Annotated in this window: 22 protein-coding genes; all 22 read left to right on the forward strand. The window is 71.5% G+C overall.

The features are described 5' to 3' along the window. Positions 1-462 precede the first annotated feature (462 nt). The 22 genes from KZO24_RS22835 to KZO24_RS22940 all read left to right on the forward strand — a co-directional run bounded on the left by KZO24_RS22835 (position 463) and on the right by KZO24_RS22940 (position 26,136). The gene (locus tag KZO24_RS22835) at positions 463-1,767 is read left to right on the forward strand and encodes a Pvc16 family protein (RefSeq protein ID WP_271184459.1); all 1,305 of its coding nucleotides are present in this window, start codon (positions 463-465) and stop codon (positions 1,765-1,767) included. Beyond that, positions 1,764-3,686: an AAA family ATPase gene (locus KZO24_RS22840; protein WP_486487261.1), complete on the forward strand. Its 1,923-nt coding sequence runs from the start codon at positions 1,764-1,766 to the stop codon at positions 3,684-3,686. The genes KZO24_RS22835 and KZO24_RS22840 overlap by 4 nt, the downstream gene beginning before the upstream one ends. Continuing rightward, positions 3,683-3,919, forward strand: coding sequence for a hypothetical protein (locus tag KZO24_RS22845; protein ID WP_271184457.1), 237 nt, complete (start codon positions 3,683-3,685; stop codon positions 3,917-3,919). The genes KZO24_RS22840 and KZO24_RS22845 overlap by 4 nt, the downstream gene beginning before the upstream one ends. Then, entirely contained in the window at positions 3,916-10,908 is a 6,993-nt protein-coding gene (locus tag KZO24_RS22850) for an eCIS core domain-containing protein (RefSeq protein ID WP_486487262.1), read from the forward strand. Before KZO24_RS22845 ends, KZO24_RS22850 begins: the two co-directional genes overlap by 4 nt. Beyond that, on the forward strand, positions 10,874-11,164 hold the full coding sequence (locus KZO24_RS22855; RefSeq protein ID WP_486487263.1) for a hypothetical protein: 291 nt from the start codon (positions 10,874-10,876) through the stop codon (positions 11,162-11,164). Before KZO24_RS22850 ends, KZO24_RS22855 begins: the two co-directional genes overlap by 35 nt. 70 nt (positions 11,165-11,234) lie before the next feature. Continuing rightward, positions 11,235-12,176 (forward strand): eCIS core domain-containing protein, encoded by a 942-nt coding sequence (locus KZO24_RS22860; protein ID WP_486487264.1) that lies wholly within the window; start codon positions 11,235-11,237, stop codon positions 12,174-12,176. Between the two features lie 401 nt (positions 12,177-12,577). After that, positions 12,578-13,189, forward strand: a complete 612-nt coding sequence (locus KZO24_RS22865) for a hypothetical protein (RefSeq protein WP_486487265.1) — start codon at positions 12,578-12,580, stop codon at positions 13,187-13,189. Beyond that, positions 13,186-13,383: a hypothetical protein gene (locus KZO24_RS22870; RefSeq protein WP_486487266.1), complete on the forward strand. Its 198-nt coding sequence runs from the start codon at positions 13,186-13,188 to the stop codon at positions 13,381-13,383. Before KZO24_RS22865 ends, KZO24_RS22870 begins: the two co-directional genes overlap by 4 nt. Beyond that, entirely contained in the window at positions 13,380-13,553 is a 174-nt protein-coding gene (locus KZO24_RS22875; protein WP_486487267.1) for a hypothetical protein, read from the forward strand. Before KZO24_RS22870 ends, KZO24_RS22875 begins: the two co-directional genes overlap by 4 nt. Then, on the forward strand, positions 13,546-14,028 hold the full coding sequence (locus KZO24_RS22880) for a hypothetical protein (RefSeq protein ID WP_486487268.1): 483 nt from the start codon (positions 13,546-13,548) through the stop codon (positions 14,026-14,028). Before KZO24_RS22875 ends, KZO24_RS22880 begins: the two co-directional genes overlap by 8 nt. Continuing rightward, positions 14,025-14,726: a hypothetical protein gene (locus KZO24_RS22885; RefSeq protein ID WP_486487269.1), complete on the forward strand. Its 702-nt coding sequence runs from the start codon at positions 14,025-14,027 to the stop codon at positions 14,724-14,726. The genes KZO24_RS22880 and KZO24_RS22885 overlap by 4 nt, the downstream gene beginning before the upstream one ends. Then, entirely contained in the window at positions 14,723-15,238 is a 516-nt protein-coding gene (locus KZO24_RS22890; RefSeq protein WP_008831698.1) for a phage baseplate assembly protein V, read from the forward strand. The genes KZO24_RS22885 and KZO24_RS22890 overlap by 4 nt, the downstream gene beginning before the upstream one ends. Continuing rightward, the gene (locus KZO24_RS22895) at positions 15,238-15,582 is read left to right on the forward strand and encodes a PAAR domain-containing protein (RefSeq protein ID WP_271184453.1); all 345 of its coding nucleotides are present in this window, start codon (positions 15,238-15,240) and stop codon (positions 15,580-15,582) included. Before KZO24_RS22890 ends, KZO24_RS22895 begins: the two co-directional genes overlap by 1 nt. Continuing rightward, complete coding sequence (locus KZO24_RS22900; RefSeq protein ID WP_271184452.1) at positions 15,579-15,965, forward strand: GPW/gp25 family protein; 387 nt, start codon at positions 15,579-15,581, stop codon at positions 15,963-15,965. The genes KZO24_RS22895 and KZO24_RS22900 overlap by 4 nt, the downstream gene beginning before the upstream one ends. After that, positions 15,962-16,507, forward strand: a complete 546-nt coding sequence (locus KZO24_RS22905; RefSeq protein WP_486487270.1) for a hypothetical protein — start codon at positions 15,962-15,964, stop codon at positions 16,505-16,507. Before KZO24_RS22900 ends, KZO24_RS22905 begins: the two co-directional genes overlap by 4 nt. Further along, positions 16,423-18,381 carry a baseplate J/gp47 family protein gene (locus KZO24_RS22910; protein ID WP_486487271.1) on the forward strand — a complete coding sequence of 653 codons (1,959 nt, stop codon included), beginning with the start codon at positions 16,423-16,425 and terminating at the stop codon, positions 18,379-18,381. The genes KZO24_RS22905 and KZO24_RS22910 overlap by 85 nt, the downstream gene beginning before the upstream one ends. After that, complete coding sequence (locus KZO24_RS22915; protein WP_486487272.1) at positions 18,378-19,910, forward strand: hypothetical protein; 1,533 nt, start codon at positions 18,378-18,380, stop codon at positions 19,908-19,910. The genes KZO24_RS22910 and KZO24_RS22915 overlap by 4 nt, the downstream gene beginning before the upstream one ends. Positions 19,911-20,648: 738 nt before the next feature. Further along, positions 20,649-21,050 (forward strand): hypothetical protein, encoded by a 402-nt coding sequence (locus KZO24_RS22920; protein WP_486487273.1) that lies wholly within the window; start codon positions 20,649-20,651, stop codon positions 21,048-21,050. 5 nt (positions 21,051-21,055) lie between these two features. Next, positions 21,056-23,236, forward strand: coding sequence for a hypothetical protein (locus KZO24_RS22925; protein ID WP_271184449.1), 2,181 nt, complete (start codon positions 21,056-21,058; stop codon positions 23,234-23,236). 19 nt (positions 23,237-23,255) lie between these two features. Next, positions 23,256-25,049, forward strand: a complete 1,794-nt coding sequence (locus KZO24_RS22930) for a DUF6519 domain-containing protein (protein WP_486487274.1) — start codon at positions 23,256-23,258, stop codon at positions 25,047-25,049. After that, positions 25,013-25,252 (forward strand): hypothetical protein, encoded by a 240-nt coding sequence (locus KZO24_RS22935; RefSeq protein ID WP_486487275.1) that lies wholly within the window; start codon positions 25,013-25,015, stop codon positions 25,250-25,252. Before KZO24_RS22930 ends, KZO24_RS22935 begins: the two co-directional genes overlap by 37 nt. Then, entirely contained in the window at positions 25,207-26,136 is a 930-nt protein-coding gene (locus KZO24_RS22940) for a hypothetical protein (protein ID WP_486487276.1), read from the forward strand. The genes KZO24_RS22935 and KZO24_RS22940 overlap by 46 nt, the downstream gene beginning before the upstream one ends. The last annotated feature ends 33 nt before the right edge of the window (positions 26,137-26,169 follow it).

Raw genomic sequence — 26,169 nt, forward strand, 5'->3', positions numbered from 1 at the left:
CAGCCCCCTGCCGATCCCGGCCATACGCCTGCGCTCACGCACCCCCGACCCAGGCGCCTGACCGCCCGGCTCCCCGCCTCGTGCCCAACTCGCCCTCCCCGAACCTCCAGATCTCCGAACGCACGGTGCTGCAGGAGATCGTGCGCCACGTCGAAGTCCACGCACGCGCCGGCACAACGCCCGGCCCGGACGTTCAGGCACCCTCGCCGCGTCCCGTCGAACCCGCTCCTCGGCCGGTCGCGCATGCGATACCCCGGCCCACACCCGCCGCTCCGCAACCTCGCCAACGCTCCGTTTCGACGCCCCGAGGCGAGCCGCCGGTCATCATCCGGATCGAGCGCATAGACGTCCATGCGGTGCCCTCGCCCCCGTTCCGGCGCCCGCACGGCGCCAGCCCGCCTCGCCTGCGCCGTCGCCCGGCCCCTCGCTCGCAGAGTTCCTTTCGGGCGGGGAGCGCGCACGATGAGCACGCCTTTCGCCATCGCCGGAGTCACCGCCGTGCTGCGCCAGCTCGTGGTGGAGGGCCTTGCGCTCGACAAGGCAGGCGACGCGGTCGGCACCATCGGCGTCAGTGCCGGGCCGCCCGACCTCGTCGCCAAGCCCGGCCAGCCCGAGCCGACGCGGGTGAACCTCTATCTCCATCAGGTCACGCCCAACGCGGCCTGGCGCAATCTCGGGCTGCCTGGGCGCGACAGCGGCGGCGACCTCGTCTCCGCACCGCCGCTGGCGTTCACGCTGTACTACCTCGTCACGACCTTCGCGGCGGAGATGTTCGTCGCCGAAGTCCTGCTCGGCCACACCTTGCGCATCCTCGGCGAGAACGCGGTGCTGACGCGCGAGGCGGTGCGCCGCGCACTGGTGCCCACGGCGGCGAGCCCGCTCGCCACGGCGCTGGAGAACTGCGGCCTCGCCGACCAGATCGAACTGGTCAAGCTGACCCCCACCGCCGTCGCGCTGGAGGACATGTCGCGGATCTGGTCGGCATTCCAGGCGCATTACCGCACCACCGTCGCCTACGAAGCGAGCGTCGTGCTCATCGATCCGCGCGCGAAAGGCCGCACCGCCTTGCCCGCCACCGCCCGCGCCGTCTTCGGCGAGACGCTGGCGCTGCCCGAGATCACGCGGATCGGTCTGCCGGGTGATCCAAGCGCCGCGGTGACCACCGAGGACACGCTGGCAATCTCCGGCCTGCGCCTGCTCGCCGCCAGCGGCACCGTGGTCCGCATCGGCGCCACCGACCACGCGCCCGCCTCCGATTCCCGCGCCCACATCCTGAACGTGGACCTTGCCGCCGCCCCTCGCCCGCGCGCCGGAGTGCAGAGCGTCACCGTCATCCACCCGCGCCAAATGGGCGATCCGGCCACCGCGCACGAAGGCGTGTTCTCCAACGCCGCCGCGCTGATCCTGCGCCCGGTGGTGAACACCGTCTCCGCCGCCAATTCCGCGACGCGGACCATCGACGGCATCGTTTACGCCGACGGCACCCTGACGGTCACCGCCGCCCGCGCCATCGGCCGTGACCAGCGGGTCGAAGTGCTGCTCAACGAGCGCGGCGCTCCCGCCTCGCGGCCTCCACGCGGCTATGCCATCGCCGCTCCCGCCGCCAATGGCCTAGCCGAAAGCGTGGACGAGGCTGCGCAGATCGCAATCCCCTATCGCGCCATCGCGCGCGGCGACTACCTCGTGCGCCTGCGCATCGACGGCGCCGAAAGCCTGCTCACCCCCGGCGGCGACGGCCGCTTCGCCACCCCGCTGGTGACGATATGAGCGCGCCGTCTCTCGCCGGCGAGATCGCCGTGATCGAAGCGCACCTCGCGCTTGCCGCCGCGCGAACGGGCGAGCAAATCGCAGCCTCCGAAGCGACATTGCACGCAGCGCTGGAGGCCGCCCAATCCGGTGGGCCGGCAAGGCGTCTCGCCGAGCGCCTTGGCCTCATCGCATTCGCCCGTGATTGCCTGCTGCTGGCCGCTCTGCCGCACTTGAGTGCACGCTCCGTAGCGCTCTGTGCCGCCGTGACCGGCGACCCGCAAGGCCGCATCACCGCCGCCCTCGCCATGGCGGTACTGCCGGAGGCGGCATGGTCGGCGCTGCGTCCCGACGCCCCGCTGCGCGCGTTGCGATGCCTGCGCCTCGCCGATCCCGACCGACCGACCCTTTCCGAACTCCTGATCGACGAACGCATCCTCCTCGCGCTGCTGGGAGAGGACGCGCTTGACGAACGCCTCGCCCCGCTCGTCCGCCCGGTGGCGGCGGGCGCGGAAATCGGCCCCTCCGGCCGCGCCCAGGCGGAGCGGCTGGTCGAGCGCTGGTGGTCGATGCGCGCGGACGGAGAGGCACCCGCGATCCACCTGCATCACGGCGAGCCCGCCGACGCCCGGCTCATCGCCCAGACTGCGGCGACCCGGCTGGGGCGCCGCCTCCATGTTCTCGGCGCGGCGAACCTGCCGCCCACTCCCGCCGAGCGCCACGGTTTCGCAGCCCTGTGGCGGCGAGAGGCGCTGCTGGGCGGCCTCGCGCTGCTGATCGAGCTGCCCGAAGACATCGCCCCCGAACAGGCGGCGCTCGCCGCCGATCTCGTCGATCGACTGGACGATTGCATCATCGTCAGCGGCGGCGCGGGGGCGCTGCCATGCCGCCGCCCCTTTATCTCCGCGACACTGCAAGTGCCTGAAGCGCCCGAGCGCCATGCCCTCTGGACGCGGGCGCTGGGGCAGGCTCAGGCCGCCAGGCTCAACGGCGCGAGCGAAGCCCTGGCCAGCCAGTTCGCCATCGGCCCGACCGCCATCGCGCGCCTCGGCCCGCTGGCCGAAGGGCTGGACCGCGAAGCCGCGCGCGACCTGCTCCACCGCGAGGCCCGCGCCCATGCACAGGCGCGTATCGCCGCCATCGCCGAAGTCATCCACCCCGTCGCCACGTGGGACGACCTCATCGTTCCCGCAGAACTCAAGACCGCGCTGCACGCCATCGCCGCGCAAGTGCGGTACCGCCGCCACGTCCACGAGGACTGGGGCTTTGCATCGCGCGGTGGGCGCGGCCTCGGCATCGCGGCGCTGTTCGCGGGCTCCAGCGGCACCGGCAAGACGATGGCCGCCGAAGTCATCGCCGCCGACCTCGGCACCGACGTGGTTCGCGTCGATCTGGCGGGCGTCGTCAGCAAGTACATCGGCGAGACCGAGAAGAACCTCTCACGCGTGTTCGCCGCCGCCGAGGGCAGCGGCGCGGTGCTGCTGTTCGACGAGGCCGACGCGCTGTTCGGCAAACGCAGCGAAGTCGGCAACGCGCACGACCGCTACGCCAACATCGAAGTCAGCTACCTCCTGCAGCGCATGGAGAGCTACACCGGCCTCGCCATCCTCACCACCAACCAGCGCGAAGCGCTAGACGGGGCGTTCTTCCGCCGCCTGCGCTTCGTGGTGGCCTTCCCCTTCCCGGACGAAGCGCTGCGCCGGACCGTCTGGGAACGCGCCTTCCCGCAAGCCACGCCGACCGAAGGGCTGGACTTCGAGCGCCTCGCGCGCCTCAACGTCGCGCCCGGCAACATCCGCAGCATCGCCGTCAACGCCGCGTTCCTCGCGGCAGCGCAAGGGGACGCCGTGGAGATGCGCCACCTGCACGAAGCCGCCGTGCTCGAATGCCGCAAGCTGGAGCGGCCGGTCACTTCGGCCGAACTGGGAGGCTGGCTGTGAGCCGCGTGGCGATCGAGGTCGGCCAGTTGGTTTTCCACGGCCTCAACGCCGATGAGGCAGGGCGCGCCGGGGCGGCCTTCTCCTCCGAGCTGGAGCGTCTCGTCGGCCAGCGCGGCCTGTCGCGCGCCGCAGCGCCGCCGCGTCTTCCCGCCCGGCCCCGCCCCGAGGAGATCGGCCGCGCCGCCGCCGCCCGCGTCCATGCGGGGATCGCGGGCCAAGGCCGCGCGCCATGAGCGAACGCGCCGCCCCTTCCTCGACCGAGAGCGTGAGCGCGCCGCGCGAGGCCGCGCAAGGCGCGCTCGCCTGCCTCGCCCCGGCTCTCGGCCTTGCGGCGAGCGAGGTCGATCTCCGGCTCGATCGCGAGGGCGACCGCCTGCTGGCCGATGCCGGGGCGCGCGGCGCGGCGCGGGGCAATGTGGTGTGGCTGCGCGGCTACTATCCGGCATCCGAGGCGAGCCGCCTGACGCTGGCGCACGAACTTGTCCATGTCGCGCAAGGCCGCCTGCATTCCGCGACACCGCCGTCGCCGCTTGCCGCCGAGCGCGAGGCCGAGCGCCTGGCCGCAACCCTGCTCGGCGGAGGCATGGCGCCGCGCCCGCGTGCGGCGACCGGCGGCGCGCTGCATTTCGACGGGGCCGAGCCGCCACCCGCACGCAGTCTGGAAGACGTTGTCGAGGCCAATTACCGGGACGAGCGCGAGGACATGGTTCGCCTGCTCGCGCAGGAAACCCCGTCCGCCGATGCCGTGACCCGCGTGCTGGACCTGCTCGCGCCGCTGCCTTTCGAGACGGCGCGGGTGCTGACGGCGCAGCTGGGCACCGGGCCGCTCGCCGCGCTCGCGAACGGCCTTGGCGATGATCATGCGCGCAGCCATCGGCGCGAGGTTCTGGCCGCAGCGGAATCGTTCACCACGGACATGCTGGACCGCGCCGACAACGGCCATCGCATCTTCCGGGCGATGCGGCTCGACCCCGGCTCGCTCAGTCCGGCCGAACATCACGCCGCCGTCACCACGCTGCGCCGCGTGCCGATCGGCCAGCTCACGCGCCTCGAAGGCGGCGACAACGGCGCGGACCTGCGCGCCTTGCGCACAACCGCCATGCCCGAATACGGCCGCGAGGAGGCCGGCCGCCGGGCCGCGCGCACCGAAGCGGGACGGCGTGCGGCCGCGCCCGACCTCACCCGGCGCGAAGAGGACTTGCGCCGCACCCTCTCCATCATGCTCACCGACGCCAGCCGCGAGGACGCCCGTGAGGCGCTTCGGCTGCTGGCTGAAAACCCCGCACTCGCGGTGCCGGACCCGCGCTTCTCGGGCGCGCCGACACCCGCACCCGACGCCGCCGTTCCCCCTTACCGGAAAGCAGCCTGCAGAGCGTCATCGCCCGGCTCGACGGCGCAGGCATCGTCGATCGCTGGATCGGCGCGCTCGAACCCGTCGACCGCCGGGGAGACGCCCGAAGCGCGCGGCTTCGCGATGCTCGTCCGCACCCGGCGGCCGGACAGGACCATGGCCCGGATGCGCACCCTGCTGAGCCGCAGCTTCTTCGACTGGGCAGTGCGGGACTGGGAAGCCTCGCTCGCCTGGGACATGCTGCGCGCGATGCCGCCCGCCGAGCAGGCGCGCTTCCAGTCGCTCGACGAGGGCCGCCTCTACCTGCGGCTGATCGAGGAACTGCCGGACGACCTGCGCGCCGAAGCCGCCATGGCCGGGCTTATCGTGGTTCGCGGCGAAGACGGCTCCCTGTCCGACCTCACCGCAGAGGCGGGCGCGCTGCTGGAAGGACAGGCCGAACTGATCGCCGCCGCCCGCGCCTTCGACGACAGCGCCGAGGCGGCCTATCGCCTGTTCGTGCGACTGGCCGCGCTCGCCGTGCCGGCTCCTGCCCACGCGCCGCCGGAAGGAACCGCGCCCGCCTCCACGCGCCCGGCGCCCGGCTTGTCCGTCCTGCAGGCCGTCGTGCGAAGGCTTGACGTCCTGGGCCTGATGCGCCGCCTGTTCTCCGCCCTCTCCGACGGGGTAAAACAGGACCGACGCTACTGGAACGATCTCGCCACTGTCCTCGGCGCCCGCGATCCGGCGTTCAATCGCGAGGACCTGCGGCGGCTGCTCCACGTCAGCACCTTCCTGTGGATCATTACCATCGATGAGGTGACGTTCGAGGAGGCGCTGTTCGCCTTCCACATCCTGCGCGCCCTGCCCGAGGACCAGCGCCGCGCCTTCGAGCTTGAGGATCGCGGCGCCTATGCCGCCCGGATCGCCGGGGCACTGTCGCAGTCGATGCTCCACGAGGCAGGGCTGTCGTTCGCCTTCACCCGCCCTGACGAGCGCGGGGAAACCCCGCTGCGCCGCCAGCTGGCCGACCCGGCGGCATGGGACGGGACGAACCCTGCCGATCTGGCGCTGCTGGTCCAGATGGGCATCACGGCGGGCGACTTTGACTGGATCTTCGAGCAGTCGCACCGCCAACGGGCCTGGACCCGCGAGGCGCTTGGGGCGCTGGTCGAACGTTTCGCGCTCTACGACCCGCGCGTGGGGCGCACGTTCCCGCGCCCACACACGGTCAGCGCCGCACGGAGCAGCCGCCACCTGCTGGCGATGCTGTTCGGCACCGGCGCCTACGAACTGGAGGAGTACACCCGCCCTGTCCACGGCACCGACCCCTTCACCGGGGAACCCGCGACGTATGCCGAGACCACCGGGCTCAGGGTGACCGTCGACCTCGAACAGCTGGAGGGCAACGCCGGGGCTCCGCTCTACACCGGCGCGGTGCTGGCGCGGTCGCCGGGCGAGCGGATTTCCATCGGCTCGGACAACCGCGAGGCGGCGCTCGCCCAGCCCAACGTCGTCGATATCGAGATCAACGAGCCCGCCGGTTTCATGCGCGTGCGGGCCAGCCGGATCGCGCTCACCCGGTTCGCCTCCGTCTCGACCGGATCGACGCTGCGCGCGGGGGCGGTCTCGCTCACCGACCTCGATTTCGCGATCACCTTCGCGCCAGAGGACTTGCGGGCGCCGCGTGCCGGGCGCTTCCATGTGGACGACGTCTCGCTCGACGAGATCGTCCACACCCGCGCGGGGGACGCCGAACCGACCGGCCTGCGCCACCTCGGCATCGCCGGAGTCGATGCCAGCGCCAGTTTCCAGACCGCACCGCTGCCCGATTCCCCGGTCCTGGGCCATGTGCTCGGCCTGCTGTGGGACCTCGCGCTCAACCGCGACGCGCTGACCGAGCGGGCGGCGGCGAACACCTCGCTGGGCACCGCGACCATCTCGGTCGGGCGCATCGACGCGCAGGGCCTGCACATGGGCGACCTGCGCGTTGCCAGCCTCTCGGTCGAGGGCTTCACGGCGGCGGCAGGCGGCAACCGCGCGGCGGCGCTGCGCGCGCAGATCTTCGTCCTCGACGCGCGGATCGAACAGGCGCGCGCCGCCGCTCCTGAACAGGTCGCTGGGCTGGTCGCCGATCGCGAGGAGCTGCGGCCCCGGCTCGCCGCACTGGAGCCGCTGGAGGCGGAAATGCTGGGGCTCATGGCGCGGCTGCAGGCAGGGCATCGCCTGAGCCCCGCCGAGCAGGCACGGCTCGACACCTTGCAGGCCGAGACGGGCGTGGGCGGTGTCGGCGGCCTCTCCATCGCCATTGCGCGGGTCAGCGTCGACGGCGTGGACGGCCCGGTCCGCCTTGGCCATGCGGAACTGACCGGCATACGCGGCGGCGGCGACACCGCCGCGCTGGCCTTCCGCCAGATGACCAGCGAGGAGGCGATCCGCCGCTTCGTCAGTGCCGGTCCCCCTTCGCCCGCACGCCTCGGCACAGCGGCGAGCGGACCGAGTGTGACCGCCGACGACTTCACCCTGCGCGACCTCGCCCTGCCCGCGACGATCCCCACGCTCGCCGCGATCGAGGCGCAGTTGCGCGCCGATCCGCCTCCTCTGCCCGCCGAGCGCGAGCACCTGCTGCGCCTGCGCCCGCTGGTCGGTCGCTACGAGGAACTGCGGAGCCGTTCGCTCGGCATCGGCGTGCCGGAAGGGCTGGCCCGCTCGCCGCAGGACCAACGCGAACTGCTGGAAGTGTCGCGCCAGCTGGGCGAACTGCTCGACATCCGCGTGCGCGAAGTCACCGTGACCGGACCGACCATCTCGGCAGGCGGCGGCGAGGCGTTTTCCGCGCGGATCGGGGCCAGTTCCGTGGCGGTGCGCGGCATCCACGGCGCTGTCATCACCGAGCGCGAGGGACAGGCCCTCACCCTCTCGGGTGTCAGCGCCGGGTTGCGGGTGGCTACCGATGGGCTGCATGTCGAGGGGCTCGTGGTGCGCCAGCTCGACTTGCAGGCCCTCGACTACAACAACGGCACCCATCACATCTGGGCGGATGGCCTGAGCACCGCGCGCGACATCACCGCCGACATCCTGCTGCGCCGCCGCACCGGAGAGAACGGCGGCATCGATTTCCGCAACATCCACATCGAGACCTTCCGCATCGGCCGGATCGAAGGCAGCGGCCTCGGCTACGAGAAACTGGTTGCCGGCAGCAGTTCGTACCGGGTCGAGATCACCTCCGGCGCCCTGCTCGGGCTGGCGCTGCGAGGGTTCGACATCGACCTCGGCGGCGAGAAGACGCGGATGTCCGGCGCCATCGAGGTCGCCGGGTTCGACCAGATGCGCTTCCGTTTCGCGATGGGCCGGATGCTGGAGGCCGACGGCCAGCTCGATCGGCCGGAAGGGGCTGAGCGCGCGCCCCGCGCGGTCAGCGTCGACATGGCCAGCGACGGCACGATGACCGTCGCCCTCGATGCCCTCGTCGCCTCCGACACCGAAGTCACCTATCGCGGCGCGGACGGACGCAGCGGCGGGGGCATGCATATCACGCGCGGCGACGTGTCCGGGCAGGTCGTCCTGGCGGGCGGCGACACGCGGATCAATGCGCTGCGGCTCGACAGCCTGACCTTCAGCCGCATCCGCTGGCACACCGCCGACGGCACCACGATCCGCGCCGACGGCCCGACGGTGGCCACCGGCGTGCGCTTCTCCGGCCGCTATTCCTCGCTGGCGGACGAGCGCAGCGAATTCGCGATCGACAGCCTCCATGTCGACCGCATCAGCGCCGCGCGGATCGTCGTCGATGCCGGTTCGCTGCACCTGGAACTGCCCGAGGCTGCGCCGGGCGGGCGCTTCGTGCCGGGAGAGGCGGCGACGCTGTCCGACATCAACGTCCACAACCTGCTGATCGGCCTCGGCGGCGCGGCGACCACCATCGTGCCGACCGCCGGTGCAGCAAGGGCGCGCGGCTCGATCGGCTCGGTGGAGACCGACTTCCTCGTGCGCTACGGCGAACAACTGCGCGCGAGCGGCATGCTGAACGCGGGAAGGATCGACTTCGCCTTCGATCCCGGCGGTGCGATCGAGGGACGTGCTACGGGAATCTCGGGCGCGGGCACGGTCCACTACGGAGACGGCACCGGGCCGGGTGTCGATCTCGGCTATGGGTTCCGCAACTTCGACACCGGGCTGATCCGCTATTCCGGCAATGTCGTCTCGATCGGCGCGAACGGCAGCGCGCCGCTGCATCTGGACAGCCTGAACCTCTCCCAGCTGGAGCTTTCGGGACCGTCGATGCAGATCCTCGCCCCCGACACCAGCGAGATCACGGTCAGCGACATCACCGCGCGGCTCTCGGTGCACCTGCATCCCACGCCCGCGGCAGCGGCGGCTGCAGGCACGCCCTACGAACGCATCGTCATCGACGAACTGCGCCTTGGCCAGGTGGCCGCCTCGGGGATGCGTATTCACCTTGCGAGCCTCGACCTCTGGCTGGACCTGCCGGAGAGCGAGCCCTTCACGGTCGGCCCTGTCCTTGTCGGCCGCCCTGCCGATCCCGCCACCAACGAGCCGCTGGAGATCGTGCCCTCCACCGGAGGCACCGCGATCACCGGGATCGTGCGCGCCGAAGCACTTCACACCGAGCGGCTGCAGGCGCAGCTGGTCGGCTCGCTCAATGCCCGCATGGCCTTCGATGCCGACGTGCTTCAGGCGAACCTCGCGGGCGACGGGCCGATGAGCATCGACCTCCTCAACTGGTCCGCCACCCAGATCGTCGGCTACGTGATGGGCGATCCCGACCAGCGCATCCGCGTACGCCGGGGAGCGGGCGGCACCCGGCACGACATGTTCGGCGAAGGCACCGGCATCGGCGGCGATCGACTGTCCTACAACGCGGCGGAAGGCGGCCACGTCACCCTCGCCGGCCTCAACGCACGCGGCCTGCGCTACGACGACGAGGGTGCGGGCATCCACCTCGACATCCGCCGCATCGAGTCCCCGCAAGTCGCGGTGGATCTCGGCGGCAACAACCAGGGCCGCCGCGTCATCGAGATTCCTCGGCGACGATCACCGACGCGTGGTTCCGCATCGATCCGATCCCGTCAGGCGGGGAAGCGGCAGCGGGGCAACAGCCTCGCGCTATCTGGCGGGAGATGCGGGCGCGGCATGGCTCGCCGCGAACCACGAGCTGTTCAGCCACGTCAACGGCAGCTTCACGCTCGCCGGCGCCTACGGGATCGACGGGGCGCTGGGCATCCCTTCGCTGGACTACACCTTCGGGGTGAACGTTCCGATCACCAACGGTTCGATCAATTACGCCGACCTCGAGGGCCAGATCCCCAACCTCGCCGATGCCCTGGTGGACTTCCACCTCGAAGGATCGACGCTTTTCATCGGGGCCGGCTTCCACTTCTACCCGCCGGGCGATCCCGAAGGCATGGGACCCACGCCGGAGCCGATCCCGATCTATCGCGACTTCTTCGAATGGAACCTCGAAGGCAATCACCTGCGCGAGGCGGAGGCGGGCCGGATCGACCTGGAAACCCTGCTGCGCGCACGCTCTCCCCGCGCACCGTCGGCATCCTCGGACTCCGGCGGCACGGACTACGCCGCTCCGCTCAGGATCGACCGGCTGGCGCTCGCGCTGGGGCTGGACAACGGTTCGGATCTCACCGTCTCGCTGGGATCGATAGGGACGGCGACACTCGCGCCGCACGCGCTCGGGGGCCTCACGGTCACGGGGGCGCTGCAACCGCTCGATCCGATCTTCAACGCCTACCCGAGCCTCCGCCGTCAGGGCATCACCAATCCCGAGCGCCTCGGCGCACTGGCGGTAGGGCTCGATCATTTCGATCTCAGCGCGCTCGACTTGCGCTTCCCGACGCGCGGACGCGGATCGCGTGACGTTCGCACCGGCGCGGTGCACATCGGCCGTATCGCCGATGCCGAGATCGGCTTTGCCGGGCTGACCCCGCGTACGGCCGAAGGAACTTTGTCCGAGGCGAGCGTCACCAATCTGATCGTCACGCTCAATCCGGATCAGGTCTGCCCGGTGCCAGAGACACCCGCCCCGCGCCGCGCAGGGGCTCCCGCACTCGACACCGCCGGGGAATTCCGGAGCCTCGACGCGAACGGCAGGCCCCGGGAGGACCGTCCATGAACGCGCCCTCCCCCGCGCTTCTCCTGAAGCGGCACGCCCCACGCTGGAGAACCGCGCGCACGATACCGCCGTGCGCGGGCTGGCCGCACCGGGGCTGCTCGGCGGGCTGCCCGCATCCCGCCGGGCAGCCCGGGACGAGGCCGGACTGCTCCCCCGCAGCGGCGGCTCCCTGCTGCCGGGCACGGTGCGGCGACAGGCCGAGGCACAGCTGGGCATCGACCTGGCCGGAGTACGCCTCCACACCGGGGCCGAGGCACGGGAGCGCACGCACGTGCTGGGCGCCAATGCCTTCGCTCTGGGGGACGAGGTCGTGCTGGGTGCCGGAGCGGGCGCGCCGGTACTGCTTCACGAACTCGCCCACGTCGCGCAGGCCCGTACCGGAGCCGCGCCGCCGATCGCGCTCCACGACGATCCGCCCCGCCCGCGCGGCATCGGCTCGGCGCCCCCGCGCGATGCGTTCGAGCGCGGCGAAGGCGTGATGCCGGAGACCGGCCACGTCCTGTTCGAGCGCGACAGCGCCGACCTCGACCCCGGCGACGTCGCCACGATCGAGGGCCTGATGCGCGGGCGCAGCCGCAGGTTGTGGGTGGACGTCTACGGCTACGCTTCACTGGAGGGCGACGACGCCTACAACGCCAACTTGTCCGCCCATCGCGGCGTCGCCGTGCGCAGGGCGATCGAACCGCTGCTGCCGCCCGGTTCGCTGCTCGACGTCCACGCGCAGGGCGAAGTGCAGGACTTCGGCCCCGTGGAAGAGAACCGGCGCGTCGGCATCCGCCTGCGCGATGCGCCGGAGCTTTCCAGCATCGGCCTGCTCGGCGATTTTCGCCTGCAGCTCGATCCGAGCCCGCTTGTCGGGGGCGTCCGGATGTCGCACCGCCGCCTGCCGGGAGCGAGCCGGAGGCGTCCGCCCCCTCCTCGATCCCCGCTTCGCGCCGCGCTACGGGGCGAGCCTGCTACCCTCGGATTACGCGCCACGCTTCGATGCCACGCTGGTGCCGCCACTGAGTAACGAGAGCCTCTTCCCATGGCGCGGCGAGGGTGTGGACTGGACCGCCCTTGCACGTTCCGCGGCGCTGCGCGGGCAGTCGGTGGACTTGCGGGACGCCGCCGCGGCAGAGTCTCTCTATCGCGGACTGCTACCGTTCTGGAGCGGCGTGTTCGGCGCGGACATCGGCGACTGGCTGGCTCGCCGCTCGATCTCCAGTGCTTACGAATCGTACCAGTACCGACAAAACCCGAACCAGTGGGACCGCTGGCAGCAGGAAGACGAGATCCGGGGCACCTCGGTGCGCGGGCTCTCGATCGACCTGCTCGATCCCCCTGGGCCGAGAAGAAGAAAAAGAAACCCTGAAGCAAAAGGCGCGACGATGGCCAGTTCCCCCTCACCCCCGTCTGCTCAAGGCCGGTCTCGTGCGCGTCGAGGCGCAGACCGGCGTGCTGATCGAGGTCGTGCCGCTGCAGTACAACCCCGACACCCTCTCCCGCACCCTGCAGCCGCGCGGCGCGACCGATGGCGCCCCGGCGGAGGAGGCGACCCGCCTCACCGGCCCGCCGACCGAGACGATCTCGCTGGAAGCCGAACTCGACGCCACCGATGCGCTGGAAAATGCCGAGCCGACCGACGATGCCGCCACGCTCGGCCTCTGGCCGCAGCTCGCGATCCTCGAACGGATGCTCTACCCCGGCCTCGCGGCGATGCGCGCGGCCCACGCACAGGCGGCGCGCGGTGCGATCGAGGTGCTGCCCGCGCCGGAACCGCTGACCGTCTTCGTCTGGGGCCGTTCGCGGGTGATGCCGGTGCGCCTGACCGACATGAGCGTGACCGAGGACGCCTTCGACACCGCGCTCAATCCGATCCGCGCGAAAGTGAAGCTGTCGCTGCGGGTGCTCAATGCCAACGACCTCGGCTTCACCAGCTGGCCTGCCTCGCTCTACCTTGCTTATCAGGGGCGCAAGGAGAGCCTCGCCGGGCGCTTCGGCGGACGGGCCTTGTCCGATCTGGGGCTGGAGGCGCTGCAATGAGCACGTCGCAGCTTCCCGTCCTGCCCGGCCTTACCCCCGGCGCCGAGCCCGCATTCGGCGCGACCAGCCGCTATCAGGGCCTGCCGCTCGCCACCGTCACGCTGCCAGACGGCAGTCACGCGGCCTACGTCACCCGGCGGCTGATCCCGCCGCCCGCAGCGTTCTCCCCGCCGGGGTCGCCGAAATCGGAGTGAGCGACCGCGCCGACCTCGTCGCGGCGCGGGCCTACGGCCGGGCGGAACTGGACTGGCGCCTCGCCGACGCGGCCGGGCTGTCCGACATCGACGCGCTCGCCGCGACGCCCGGCTCGCGGGTCATGGTGCCCTTGCCCGGCCCCACGCATCAGGCGCAGGGCGATGCTTAGGGGCGCGCAGCTCTCGATCCGGACCGGGTTCATCACCCATGACCCGGTGCCGCCCGCGCTGATCGACGCGATCACCGAACTGCAGGTGACCCGCCAGTCCCCGCGCGGCGGTTTCCAGATGAAGCTGAACCTCGCCAAAGGCGGCGCGGTGGAGACCGAGATGCTCCCCGGTGGCATGTTCACGCCGGGCAAGCGGTTCATCTTCTCGCTCACCATCGACGGCCTGCGCACGGTGCTGCTCGACGGTTTCGTGGCCCGCTACGACGTCGCGCAGTCGAACGAGAGCGGCAAGGCCACCCTCAGCGTCACCGGCGGCGACGTGACGCAACTGATGGACCAGTACGACGTCACCGGCCTGCCGATGCCGGGGATGCCGCCGATGGGGCAGGTCGCCTTCATCCTCGCCCGGTGGACGCCGCTGGGTGTGATCGCCGCGATCCTTCCCCGCCGAGCTGGACGATCCCCAATCCGGTGAACGGCTGGCACGTCCAGCAAGGCACCGACTACGGCCACGTCAACCGTCTCGCCCGCGATTGCGGCTACGTCTTCATGGTCGAGCCGACCGAGGAGGAAGGCGTGACGACCGCCTACTGGGGCCCGGACCTCGGCGGCCTGACGCCGGGCGGCAACTTCAACAGCCAGGGCTTCTCGATGCAGCCCGCGCTGACGGTGAACATGGATCAGGCATCCAACGTGCAGTCGCTGAACTTCACCTTCGACGGCACTCAGAAGTTGCTGCCCTACCTGCTCAGCCAGGAAGTGCGCGGCACCGGCCTCACCATCCCGATCCCCATTCCCGGAGAGGTCCTGAGCCCGCCGATGGGGCCGGGCTGGATACCTTATGCCCGTTTCTCCAAGCTCGCCGACCTCGGCCGCAATTCGGACCGGGAGACGCAGGCACGGCTCGACGTCCCCGAACTGGTCATGCGCGGGCTGGGAGAAGCCGCGCAGGCCAGCCGCGTGGTCGGTGCCTCGGGCACGCTCGACGTCGCGCGCTACGGCCGGGTGCTGGTGCCCGGGCGGCTGGTGCCGGTGCGCGGGGCCGGGCCGCATCACGACGGCGTCTACCTCGTCAAGTCGGTGACGACCTCGATCAAGCGCGGGGAACTCCGCCAGAACTTCCAGCTGGCGCGCAATGCGCACGGCTCATGGACACAGGAGGTGGCCGCATGACCGAGACCCGCCGCTATTACGGAAAGTATCGGGGCACGGTGATCAACAACATCGACCCGATGCAGACCGGCCGCCTGATGGTGCAGGTCCCCGACGGTCCCGGCCTCGCCCCCTCGACATGGGCAGAGCCGTGCTTTCCCGCCACCGGCAAGCAGATGGGCATGCACTGGTTGCCGCAGATCGGCGCGGGCGTGTGGGTGGAGTTCGAACAGGGCAACCTGAATTACCCGATCTGGACCGGGTGCTACTACCACAGCACCAGCGAAGTCCCGCCGCTGGCGATGGCGGGCACGCCCGGCCTGTCGAACTTCGTGATCCAGACCGCCGGGCAGAACACGCTGATGATCAGCGACACCCCCGGGCCGACCGGGGGCTTCCTGCTCAAGACCATGACCGGCGCGATGATCGCGATCAACGACGTCGGCATCACCATCACCAACGGCAAGGGCGCGACGATCATGCTCACGGGGCCGACCGTGACCGTGAACCAGGGCGCGCTGGTGGTGACCTGATGCCCGGCCCGGTCCTCCACGTCGGCGCGCTCGGCATGTGCCCCCACTCCGGGCAGATGAGCATCGCCCCCGGATCGCCGCGCGTCATGCTGGGCGGGATGCCCGCCGCGACCATGGCCGACATGGCGACGATCGCCGCCTGCCCGTTCCAGGTGCCGGTAGGCGCGGGCACCAAGCCCCAGCCCTGCATCACCGTGCAGTGGCTGGTGCCCGCCACCCGCGTCACCGCCGGAGGGCAGCCACTGATCCTCTCCACCTCGCCGGGCCTGTGCAAGAGCGCCGAGCAGATCCCGCAAGGCCCGCCCACTGTCACCACCGTGCAGACGAGAGTGATCGCGCAATGACCCAGCCAGCCACCTCGCAGGCGCCGCACATCGCCTTCCCCCTCGCCTTCGATTCCGGTGGTCGCACCGCCGCCATGAACGCCGAGGGCTATGTGCGGATGCTGATCGGCCAGCTCCTGCTGACCTCTCCCGGAGAGCGGGTGATGCGGCCCGACTTCGGCAGCGGCCTGCGGCAGATCCTGTTCGGCGGCAACGATCCCTCGATCGCCGTGGCCGTCGAACTCGGCCTGCAGGGCGCGCTCGGCCAGTGGCTCGGCGATCTGATCGAGGTCGGGCAGGTGGAAGTGACCATCGAGGAGGCCACCTTGCGCATCCGCGTCGCCTACGTCCTGCGCGCCAGCGGAGAACCGAAGCTGGCGACGATCGAAAGGCCGCTGCCATGACCGCCCGCTACCTCTGCCGCGAGGCGCGCCGCGTCGCGGCAGTGCGCGATACCCTGGGCGACCCGCAGCCCGACGCCATCAACGGCTTCGACTATCTGGAGATCGCCTCCCCGGATCAGACCCTGATCGACGTGTTCTTCGTCCATCCGCTGCCCGGCGAGACCGATGGCGTTCCCGCTTCGCCACCGCTGGTCGCCGCCAACTTCAGCGTGACCGGCGGCGACCGCGTGACCGGGATCGGCGTGGAGGAACTGATCGAAACCGACGGCAACCGGATACGCCTGCGCGTCAATGCCGCCGGGGACTTCTCCACTTACGTCCTGCACCTCGTCAGCGCGAGCGGGGAGGAGGAACCACCGCAGCGCTTCGACCCGCGCCTTGCCGCCATCGACTTCCTGTTCAAGGCCGGTTGCCCCAGCGAATTCGACTGCGCCCCCGTGCACCGCTGCCCCCGCTCGTGGCCGAGGAACCGCGCATCGACTATCTCGCGAAGGACTACGCCAGCTTCCGCCGCGTCATGCTCGACAGGCTGGCGGTGCTGATGCCCGGCTGGCGCGACCGGGGCGCGGCCGATCCCTACCTCGCGCTGGTGGAGACGCTGGCTTACCACGCAGACCGGCTCAGCTACGCGCAGGACGCGGCGGGCACCGAAGCCTACCTCGGCACCGCGCGCAGCCGCATATCCCTGCGCCGCCACGCCCGGCTGGTCGACTACCGCGTGGACGAAGGCGCCAATGCCCGCACGATCGTCCACTTCGGCGTCGCGGCGGGATCGGCGATGGACGGCCGGGTGCTGCCCGCCGGTCAGCTCGTCGCCGGGATGCAGCCCGGGCGCGAGGCGGTGCTGAAGACCGCCGCGCAGCGCGACGCGGCGCTACGCTCGGGCGCGGCGATCTTCGAGACGATGGCCGACGTGACCTTGTGGTCCGCCCACGACGCGATCCCCATCCACACCTGGTCCGATGCGGCCTGCTGCCTGCCGCCCGGCGCGCTCGGCGTCACTCTGGTGGACGAGCCCCGGCTGAACCTTGCCCCCGGCGACCTGCTGATGCTGCTCCAGAGCGCCGATCCCGATACCGGCGCGGCCACTGACGCCGACCCGCGCCTGCGCCATGCGGTGCGGCTGACCGCCGTGCGCCACGCCGTCGATCCGGTGGACGGCACCCCGGTCTGCGACGTCGCGTGGGACGAGGAGGACGCCCTGCCCTTCGCGCTGCCTCTCGACAGCCTGAGCCTTGCCGGTGAAGTGCGTCCCTGCGCCCTCGCCATGGCGAACCTCGCCCCTGCCGATGCGGGGCATTGGGAGCCGCAGGCCACGCTCCTGCCCGACACCGCCCGGGACACGGACCGACCCTATCGTCCGCAACTGGCGCATGCCGGCGTCGTCTTCGCACCGGACTTCGCCGCATCGGGGCCGGTCTCCGGCTTTCTTGCCCCGCCCGCCCAAGCGCCCACCCATGCCGCGATCCAGCTGAACGACGGAGCGCAGGCATGGGACATCCTGCCCGACCTGCTCGGCGCCGACCGCTTCGCCCGCGCCGCCGTCGCCGAAGTCGAGCACGGCGGCACCGTGAGCTTGCGCTTCGGCGACGACCGGCTGGCCGTGCGGCCTGCCTTGGGCACACGCTTCTCCGTCGCCTACCGTCTGGGCGGCGGCGCGGCCGGAAACGTCGGGCGCGACGTGCTGCGCCACGTCGCCCTGCCCCCGCACGAAGGTATCGTCGCCGTCACCAACCCGCTCCCGGCGCAGGGCGGCCGCGACCGGGAGGATGCCGCGCACATCCGCCGCTTCGCCCCCGCCCGCGTCGCCCGGCAGGACCGCGCGGTGACCGAGGCCGACTATGCAGCCGCACTGGAGGAACTGCCCGGCGTCCAGCGCGCACAGGCGCGCATTCGCTGGACGGGAAGCTGGTACACCGTGTTCCTCATCGTCGACCGCATCGGCGGCTTGTCCGCGACGGACGACCCGGACTTCGCTGCGGACCTCTTCGCCCATCTGGAAGCGAAGCGCATGGCCGGTTTCGACCTCGAAGTCGCCGACCCGGTCCACGTGCCGCTCGACATCGTGATGCACGTCTGCGTCGATCCCGACGCGATCCTCGCCGATGTGCGGCAGCGGCTGGAGCGCACTTTCAGCGCGGCCACCGCGCCGGACGGGACGCCGGGGTTCTTCCATCCCGACCGCCGCAGCTTCGGCGACCCGGTGCACGCCAGCGCGATCCTCGCCGCTGCCGTGGGGGTGGAAGGCGTGCGATCGGCGATGCTGACGCGCTTCGGCCGTGCCGGGGCGCCGCCGATAGACCCGGTCGCCGACGGCGTGATCGCACCGACCGGCCCGGAACTGCTGCGGCTCGACAACGACCCCGACCATCCCGACCGGGGCCGCATCCGCTTCGACATGGAGGGCGGACGATGACCACTGACCCCGAATGCGCCTGCTTCGGTGGCGCAGACACGCAGCCGGACACGCCCGCTGCGAACCTCGCCATGATCCCGTGGCGACTGGCCACTCACGCAGGCTTCAACGGCGCGATGCTGGACCGGCTGCACAAGGCCCCGGCGCTCGCCCGGCTGACCACGCGCGACCCCGCCGACCCGGCCATCGCCCTGCTCGACGGCTGGGCCACTGCGCTCGACATCCTCGCCTTCTACAACGAGCGCATCGGCAACGAAGGTTTCCTGCGCCCCGCCACCGAGCGGCGTTCGGTGCTCGAACTGGCGCGGCTGATCGGCTATGCGCCCGCACCCGGCGTCTCCGCCTCGGCTTGGCTGGCGGTGACCTGCGACACCATTCCCGGTTCGCCGGAGGTCGTCTCGCTCCCCGTCGGGTCCGGGATCATGAGCATCCCTGGCCCCGACGAGAAGCCCCAGATCTTCGAAACCGACGCCGCCATTGACGCTCGCCCGGACTGGCAGGACCTGCGCGCCGAAAGCGTCCGCTACGTCGCCCCGAAGGCGGGGGACGACAGGCTCATGCTGCAGCCGCCCACGCAGCTGCGCACCGGCGACATGGTGCTGATCGTCGGCTCCGAGCGGGACACCGCGACCACCAGCCCCCGCTGGCAGGCCCGCCGCGTCGCAGGCGTGACCGATGTGCCTCCCGACACCGCCGACCAGATCCCGGCACGCAGCGAAGTCGTCCTCGAAGCACCGCTCGGCACCGCCGCTGCCATCCCGCAGCTGGCGCCCCGCGTCTTCGCTCTGCGCCAGCGCGCCAGCCTGTTCGGGCACAATGCGCCCGCGTGGGAGTCGTTGCCCCTCGCCCTGCGCGTCGGCGAATTCCTGCCGATCGCCGCAGCCGCGCTGGAGGCTAAGGCGATCAAGCGGGCCATCGTGGGCGGCATCGGCGACACCGCCGTAAGCGCGATCGGCTACGGCGGCATCCTGGACGACATCAGCGAGATCATCGAGTTCGACACCACCCGCAAGCTCGCGCCCGGCCTTTATGCGCGCAGGCGTTCCAGCTGGGCCGATGCGCCGTTCCCCGCCACCCGCGACTATGTCGATCTCGACCAGGTCTACGAACGCTTCGTGGCGGGAAGCTGGGTCGTGCTGCGCGCCGGGACGACTATGGAGACCTACAAGGTCACCGAAGCCAGCGAGATCAGCGTCAGCGATTTCGGCATGTCCGGCAAGGTCACCCGCCTGAAGCTGAGCGGCCCTGCGATGACGGCCTTCTCGCCGCGCTCGACCACCGTGCACGGCGTCAGCGAATTGCTCGGCTGGGCGATGACGCCGGTGACCGAAACCGTCAGCGGCAAGAGCGTGACGCTGAGCCGCCACGTTGCCGGGCTTTCGGTCGGCCAGCGCGTCGCCCTGACCGGTTCCGAGGCCGCAAGCGGCGCGGCGGCCGCGCGCATCCTCACCATCGCCCAGATCGGCACGGTCGCGGCGGGCGGCGACGCGCCGCAACTCGCTCCCCGGCGCGGGACGCCACCCGCCTGACCTTCACCGCCGAGATCGACCCGCCGCTCACCCCGCGCAGCCTGCGGATCAACGCCAACGTCGTCGCCGCCAGCCACGGCGAAACGCGCGAGGACGCCATCGGCAACGGCGATGCGACGCTCGCTTTCCAGGCCGTCGCGCTTCCCGGCAAGCCGCTGACCTGGGTATCGGCCCCCACGCCGCTCGGCCGCGCGAGCACGCTGGAACTGCGCATCGGACCCGCCCGCTGGCGCGAAGTCGCGGATTTCGTCGGTGCAGGCCCGCGCGACCGGGTGTTCACCACCCGCACCGCCGACGACGGCACCGTCACCATCCAGTTCGGCGACGGCGTGACCGGCGCGCGCCCGCCGAGCGGCAAGGGCAACCTGATCGCCCGCTACCGCATCGGCACCGGCCTTGTCGGGATGCTCAGGGCCGGGCAGCTGAGCCAGCCGCTGCAGCGGCCCGCCGGACTCTCGGGCGTGATCAACCCGCTCCCTGCATCGGGCGCCGAAGACCCCGAGACCCTCGCCACCGCACGCGCCAATGCGCCGAGCACCGTGCGCACGATGGCCCGCATAGTCAGCCTCGCCGACGCGGCGGACTATGCGCGCACGTTCGCCGGGATCGGCAAGGCCGACGCCACCCTTGTACGCGACCGAACGCTGCGCGCCGTCGTCCTGACAATCGCCGACACGCGCGGCGGCGCCCCTGCCCGGCGACGCGCTGTTCGACAATCTGGAGCAGTCGATCGCGTCCGTGCGCAGCGGCGGGGACTATGCCGGGCAACGCCACGGCCTGCCGATCGCGCTCGCCCCCTACCGATCACGCCGATTTGTCCTGCACGCCGGGCTGGTACTTGCCGCCGATGCGGTCGCCGCCACGGTCATGGCCGCCGCGCGCGAGGCGCTGCTGGCCGCCTTCGGGTTCGCGGCGCGCGCCTTCGCCCATCCCGCCAGCCTCGCCGAAGTCTCCGCCGTGCTGCACGCGGTCGACGGCGTGACCGCCGCGCGGTTCACCCGCTTCCACCGGCAGGACCAGTCCGCCTCGGTTGCCCCCGTCCTTCCCGCGGCCACCGCCGCGCGCCTCGGCAACGGGTGGCAGGGCGCGGAACTGCTGACGATCGATCCCGCCGCCCTCCAGCTGACGCAGGTGCAATGATGCGCATGGATGCAGATCGCCTATACACCGCCTTGCCCGCCTATCTGCGCGAGGCCGACCTCGATGCCGGGGGAGTTGTCGCCGCGCTGTTCGACATCATGGGCGGGGAGGCCGACCGCGTCGCCCGCGCCATCGAGGAACTGAGCGAGAGCTGGTTCATCGAGACCTGCCCGGAATGGGCCGTACCCTACATCGCCGACCTCCTCGCCGTGCGGGCGCTGACCCCGACCGAGAACTTCTCCGAGCGTGCATGGGTGGCGCAGACCGTCGGCCTGCGGCGGCGCAAGGGCACGCTGGGCATCATTGGCACCCTGACCCGCGCGACGACGGGCTGGCCCGCCGTGCCGGCCGAGATGTTCCGCCGCCTCGCCACCACGCAGGCGCTGCGCCACTTGCGCCTCGACGCGCCCGCTACCGCCACGGTGCGCGAACCGGAGCGGATGCGGCGCCACGACACCGCCTTCGACGCGCTGCCGCACACGCTCGACATCCGCCCCATCGCGCGCGGGCGGGGCCGCTACAACGTGCCAAACATCGGCATCTTCGCGTGGCGCCAGCAGGTCTACCCGCTTGCCGCCGTGGAAGCCGCGCCTGCCGGACCGGGGCGCTTCCTTTGCGATCCTGCGGGGCGGGAACTGCCCTTGTGGAACCCGCCAAGCCCGCTTGCTGCCGACGTTCCGGCGGGCGAGGCCGACCTGCCCACTCTACTCGACCGGCGCAGGCTGTATCTCGAACTGGAAGCCATGCGCGCCGACATGGCGGCGGGACGCACGCCCACGCCGCTGTGGTTCGACGATCGCCCGCCGGTCCAACTCTGGGTGCAAGCCAGCACGGGCGATGCCTTCGTCGCGGTGCCCTCCGCCGAACTGGCCAGCGCGGACCTGCATGACGTGGCCGACGCGCGCGGATGGCGACGGCCTCCTGCGACGCTCGACTACCTCGATGCCACGGGAAGCACCGTGACCCGGCCGATCACCGCCGCCTTCGATCCGATGCGCGGCCGCGTCGCCTTTCCCGAAGGCGTAGAGCCTGCGGGCGTCCACGTCAGCCACGCCCTCGCGGCGCCGGGCGACCTCGGCGGCGGCCCCTACGATCGCAGCACCGCAATCGCCACGCTGCTCGGCGGGCGCGAGATCACCTGGCAGGTCGGCGTCAGCCGTCGCCGCGCTCCGCTTCCGGGAATCATGCTCGCCAGCTTGGCCGAGGCCGTTGCCTTGTGGAACGCGCAGCCTGCCGGGACCGTGGGCGCCATCGTCCTGCTCGACAACGACCGCTTCGACGAGGACCTGACCGGCCCGCGCACGATCGCCCTGCCGCGCGGCAGCCTGCTGCTCCTCGCCAGCGCCGACTGGCCGGAAACCCCGCGCGAGGGCGGCGGCAGCGACCTTCGCCCCGGCTCCCTCACCGCCCGCGACCGGCGCGCCTGCGTGACCGGCGACATCACCGTCGCCGGGACCGCTCCGGCCGATGCGCTCGATCCCGGCGCGCTGGTGATCGACGGCCTGCTGGTCGGCGGCGCGCTCAGGGTGGCGGCAGACGGGTCCGCGAACCTCGGCGAACTGGTCGTGTCCAACAGCACCGTGCTCGGCGCGGACGGCCTCACCATCGCCGGGGACCACGACCGGCTGAACGTGACCCTGCGCCGCAGCGTCCTGCCCGCTCTTTCCGCGCCCGCGACGGTGCCGGGGCTGGACGTGACGGAAAGCGTGGTGCTCGGCGCTCTAACGATGCCCGGAGCGCGCACGGCACTCGCAGGAGCGACCGTTCTCGGCCAGACACAGGTGCGTTCGATCACCGCCAGCGACTGCATCTTCGCCCGCACGCTCGCGGCGACGCGGCGGCAGGTGGGATGCCTGCGCTACTCGCTGGTTCCACCCGGATCCACCGGCCCGCGCCAGTTCCGCTGCCAGCCCGACCTCGCCATTCGCGAAGCCGGCGCGGCCGCAGATCAGGCCGCCATCGCCGCGCGTCTGGGCCTCGCCTTCGAGACGCTGGAGCCGGGCGCTGCAGGTTTCGCGCGCCTCTCGTGGGGCAGCGATCCCGCGCTGACGCAAGGCGCGGCGAACGGCGGTCCGATGGGCGTCTGGCGCTTCCTCGAGGAGCCGCAGCGCCGCGCCAACCTTGCCATCGCGCTCGACGAATACCTGGGCCTCGGCCTCGAAGCCGGACTGCTGCCGGCCAGCTGATCATGCAGGAGAAGGACGAATGAAAGGCGATTTTTCCCGGCTGCGGTTCGATCCCGCCCGCCAGTACGAGGCCGTCCTGCTGCAACAGGGCCGCGTCGCGCTCGACGCCGACAGTAACGAGGCCAGCGCGATCCAGCTCCACCGCGACAGGCGCACCGCCGCAGACCTGATCGGCCCATCCGGCGCGCCGCAGGGCGATGCCGGGTTCGCGATCACCGTCGAGGCGGCAGGCAAGCTGGGGGTCGGCGCGGGCACGCTCTACGTCGACGGCGTGCGCTGCATGAACCCCGGCAAGTTCCTTCACGACGCGCAGCCCTTCCTGCCTGCCGGAGCGCCGGTCTTCGTCACGGCGGACGGCAGCCGCTCGGCCAGCCCGGCGGACGGGCGCTACATCGCCTTCGTCGACGTCTGGCACCGCCACGTCACCGCGATCGAGGACGATGAACTCGTCGAGGAAGCGCTGGGCGTGGATACCACGACGCGGCTGCAGGTGGTCGAGCAGGTCGGTTTCCTTCGGGCAGGCGATGCGGGCGACGGCGCGGTGACCTGCGACGCGGCGGTGCCGGGGTGGACCTCCTTCATCCAGCGCCCGAACGGCACGATCGCCGCGCGCGGCAAGCCCGCCGACACCGAGGCCAACCCTTGCGCCTTTCCCGAGACCGCAGGCTATCAGCGGCTCGAAAACCACCTCTACCGCGTCGAGATCCACAAGCCCGGCACGGCAGGCGGAGGGGCGACCTTCAAGTGGTCGCGCGACAATGCTGCCTTCGCCACGCGCTGGCTGGAAAGCAATGGCGATACCCTGACCCTCGCCGAGACCGGCCGCGACGCGGTAAGCGGCCTGAGCCCCGGCCAGTGGATCGAACTGATCGACGACGACGCCGAACTTGCCGGCCGCCCCGGAACGCTGGTGCGCATCGTCAGCCTGACCGGCAACCGCGTCCGGCTCGACGCGCCGACTGCCGACGGGCCGATCGCGATCAACTCCTTCGGTCGCAATCCCAAGGTCCGCGCGTGGGATTCGCCCGGTGCCGTTGCCATCACCGTGCCCGGCACCAACGACGGTTTCCTGCCGCTGGAAAGCGGGCTGGAGGTCGCCTTCCTCGCCGGGGGCGCCTATCGCTCGGGCGACTGGTGGGTGATCCCTGCCCGCAGCGGCAGCGGGATCGACTGGCCCGAGAGCAGCGGTGTCCCCGCACAGCAGTCACCGCAGGGCATCGAACATGCCTATGCCCGCCTCGCCGTGCTCGACTGCACCGGCGGCGCGTGGACTTTCGTGGGCGACTGCCGCCCTCTGTTCCCGCCGCTTACCCGGATGCGCCAGTTGGCGCTACTCGGCGGCGACGGGCAGGAGGCAATGCCCGATCCGACCCAGCCGACGCGCCTGTGTCCCCTCGCCGACCTGCTGCGCGTCGGCGTGTTTCGCGGGACCACGCCGGTCCAGAATGCCCGCGTACGCTTCAAGGTGCTGACGGGCAGCGGGGGCTCAACGTCATTCCGCCCGCGAGCGGCTTCTCCAGCGTCATCGCCCTCACCGACGACAAAGGTGAGGCGACCGTCGCCTGGGCACTCGACGCCGCTACCGCGACCCAGCAGGTCCGCGCCGAACTCATCGATTCCACCGATGCGCGGGTGGGCCTTGCCGTCACCTTCGGGGCCAGCCTCTCCACCGCCGCGCGCGTGTCCTACGACCCGGCGGCCACGCCCAGCCTCGCCGGGATCGTCACCGTCCAGCGCGCGATCGAGGAACTGGCCAATCGGGTCGGCGGCGGCTGCGTGGAAGTCACGCTCTCGCCCGGCACCGACTGGGTGAAGACCCTCAGCGAACTGCCCAAAGGCGAGGACGTCACCATCTGCTTCCGGCAGGGCCGGTTCGAGACCGGGGAGCCGGTGATCCTGACCGGCCTCGGCCACGTCGTCATCCACGGCGGCGGAGCGGCCAGCCAGGTGCTGTGCAGCGAGGGGAGAGCGTGCTGGAGTTCATCGACTGCGCCAGCCTCTCGATGCGCGAGCTGACCGTCGCCGCGACCGCCGATCTCCTCGACCACAAGCCCCGCCGCCGGGGCGCGATCACCGCCATCGGGGTCGATACCGTGACGCTCGAGGACCTGACCGTCACGTGCGGCACCGCGCGCGGAAACGAGCGGACCTGCGTGACCGTGTCCGGCACGCAGCGCGACGGCAAGCCCGTTCCGGTCAGCTTCGTGCGGATCGTCGATTGCGCCTTCACTTGCGGCTTCGGGCAGGACGGCGTGCTGGTCACCGACGCCATCGACTCCGTTATCGAGGGCAACCGCCTGCGCGTCTCGCCCCTGCCGGAGCCGTTCACGCTGGAGGAACTCGCCGCCGATCCGCGTCGCCACGGGATGCTGGCAAGGCACCTTGCCCGCGACTTCACCCCGGCCGAGACGCGCACGCCGGTGCCGGGCAATGCAGTCCTCGTCGGACCATACGCGGTGAGCATGGCCTCGATGGTCGAGGCCCCCGAATGGCGCAAGCTGGTCGCCGCCGAACCGCCCGCCGCCGCCGACACGGCCAGCGCCGACGCGGTGCAAGCCTACATGCGCCGCCTGACCGACAAGGCGCTGGCGGACACTTCCGCCACGTCCGCCTTCCGCGCGCCCGCCGACCGCGTGCGCAAGGTCATGGGGCGACAGACCGGCATCCAGCTATCGCCCGAACTGCTCGGCGACCTCATCCGCGGCGGCGAGATGACGGTGGCCGAGGCACCGAAACCCGCTGCCACGGACAGCAAGGGCCTGATCACCATTCCCGCCGGGCAATGGCGCGTCGCCTTCGAGATCCGAGATCGATCAGGAAACCTGGATCCGCATCGCCCGCGAATTCGCGCAGGAGATCACCGCGGAAACCGAGGAGCGCACCTGGGACGCTATCGCTGACCTGACCCGCCGCTTCGTCACCGATCCCGACCT

Source organism: Novosphingobium sp. NFX11 (assembly GCF_057376415.1).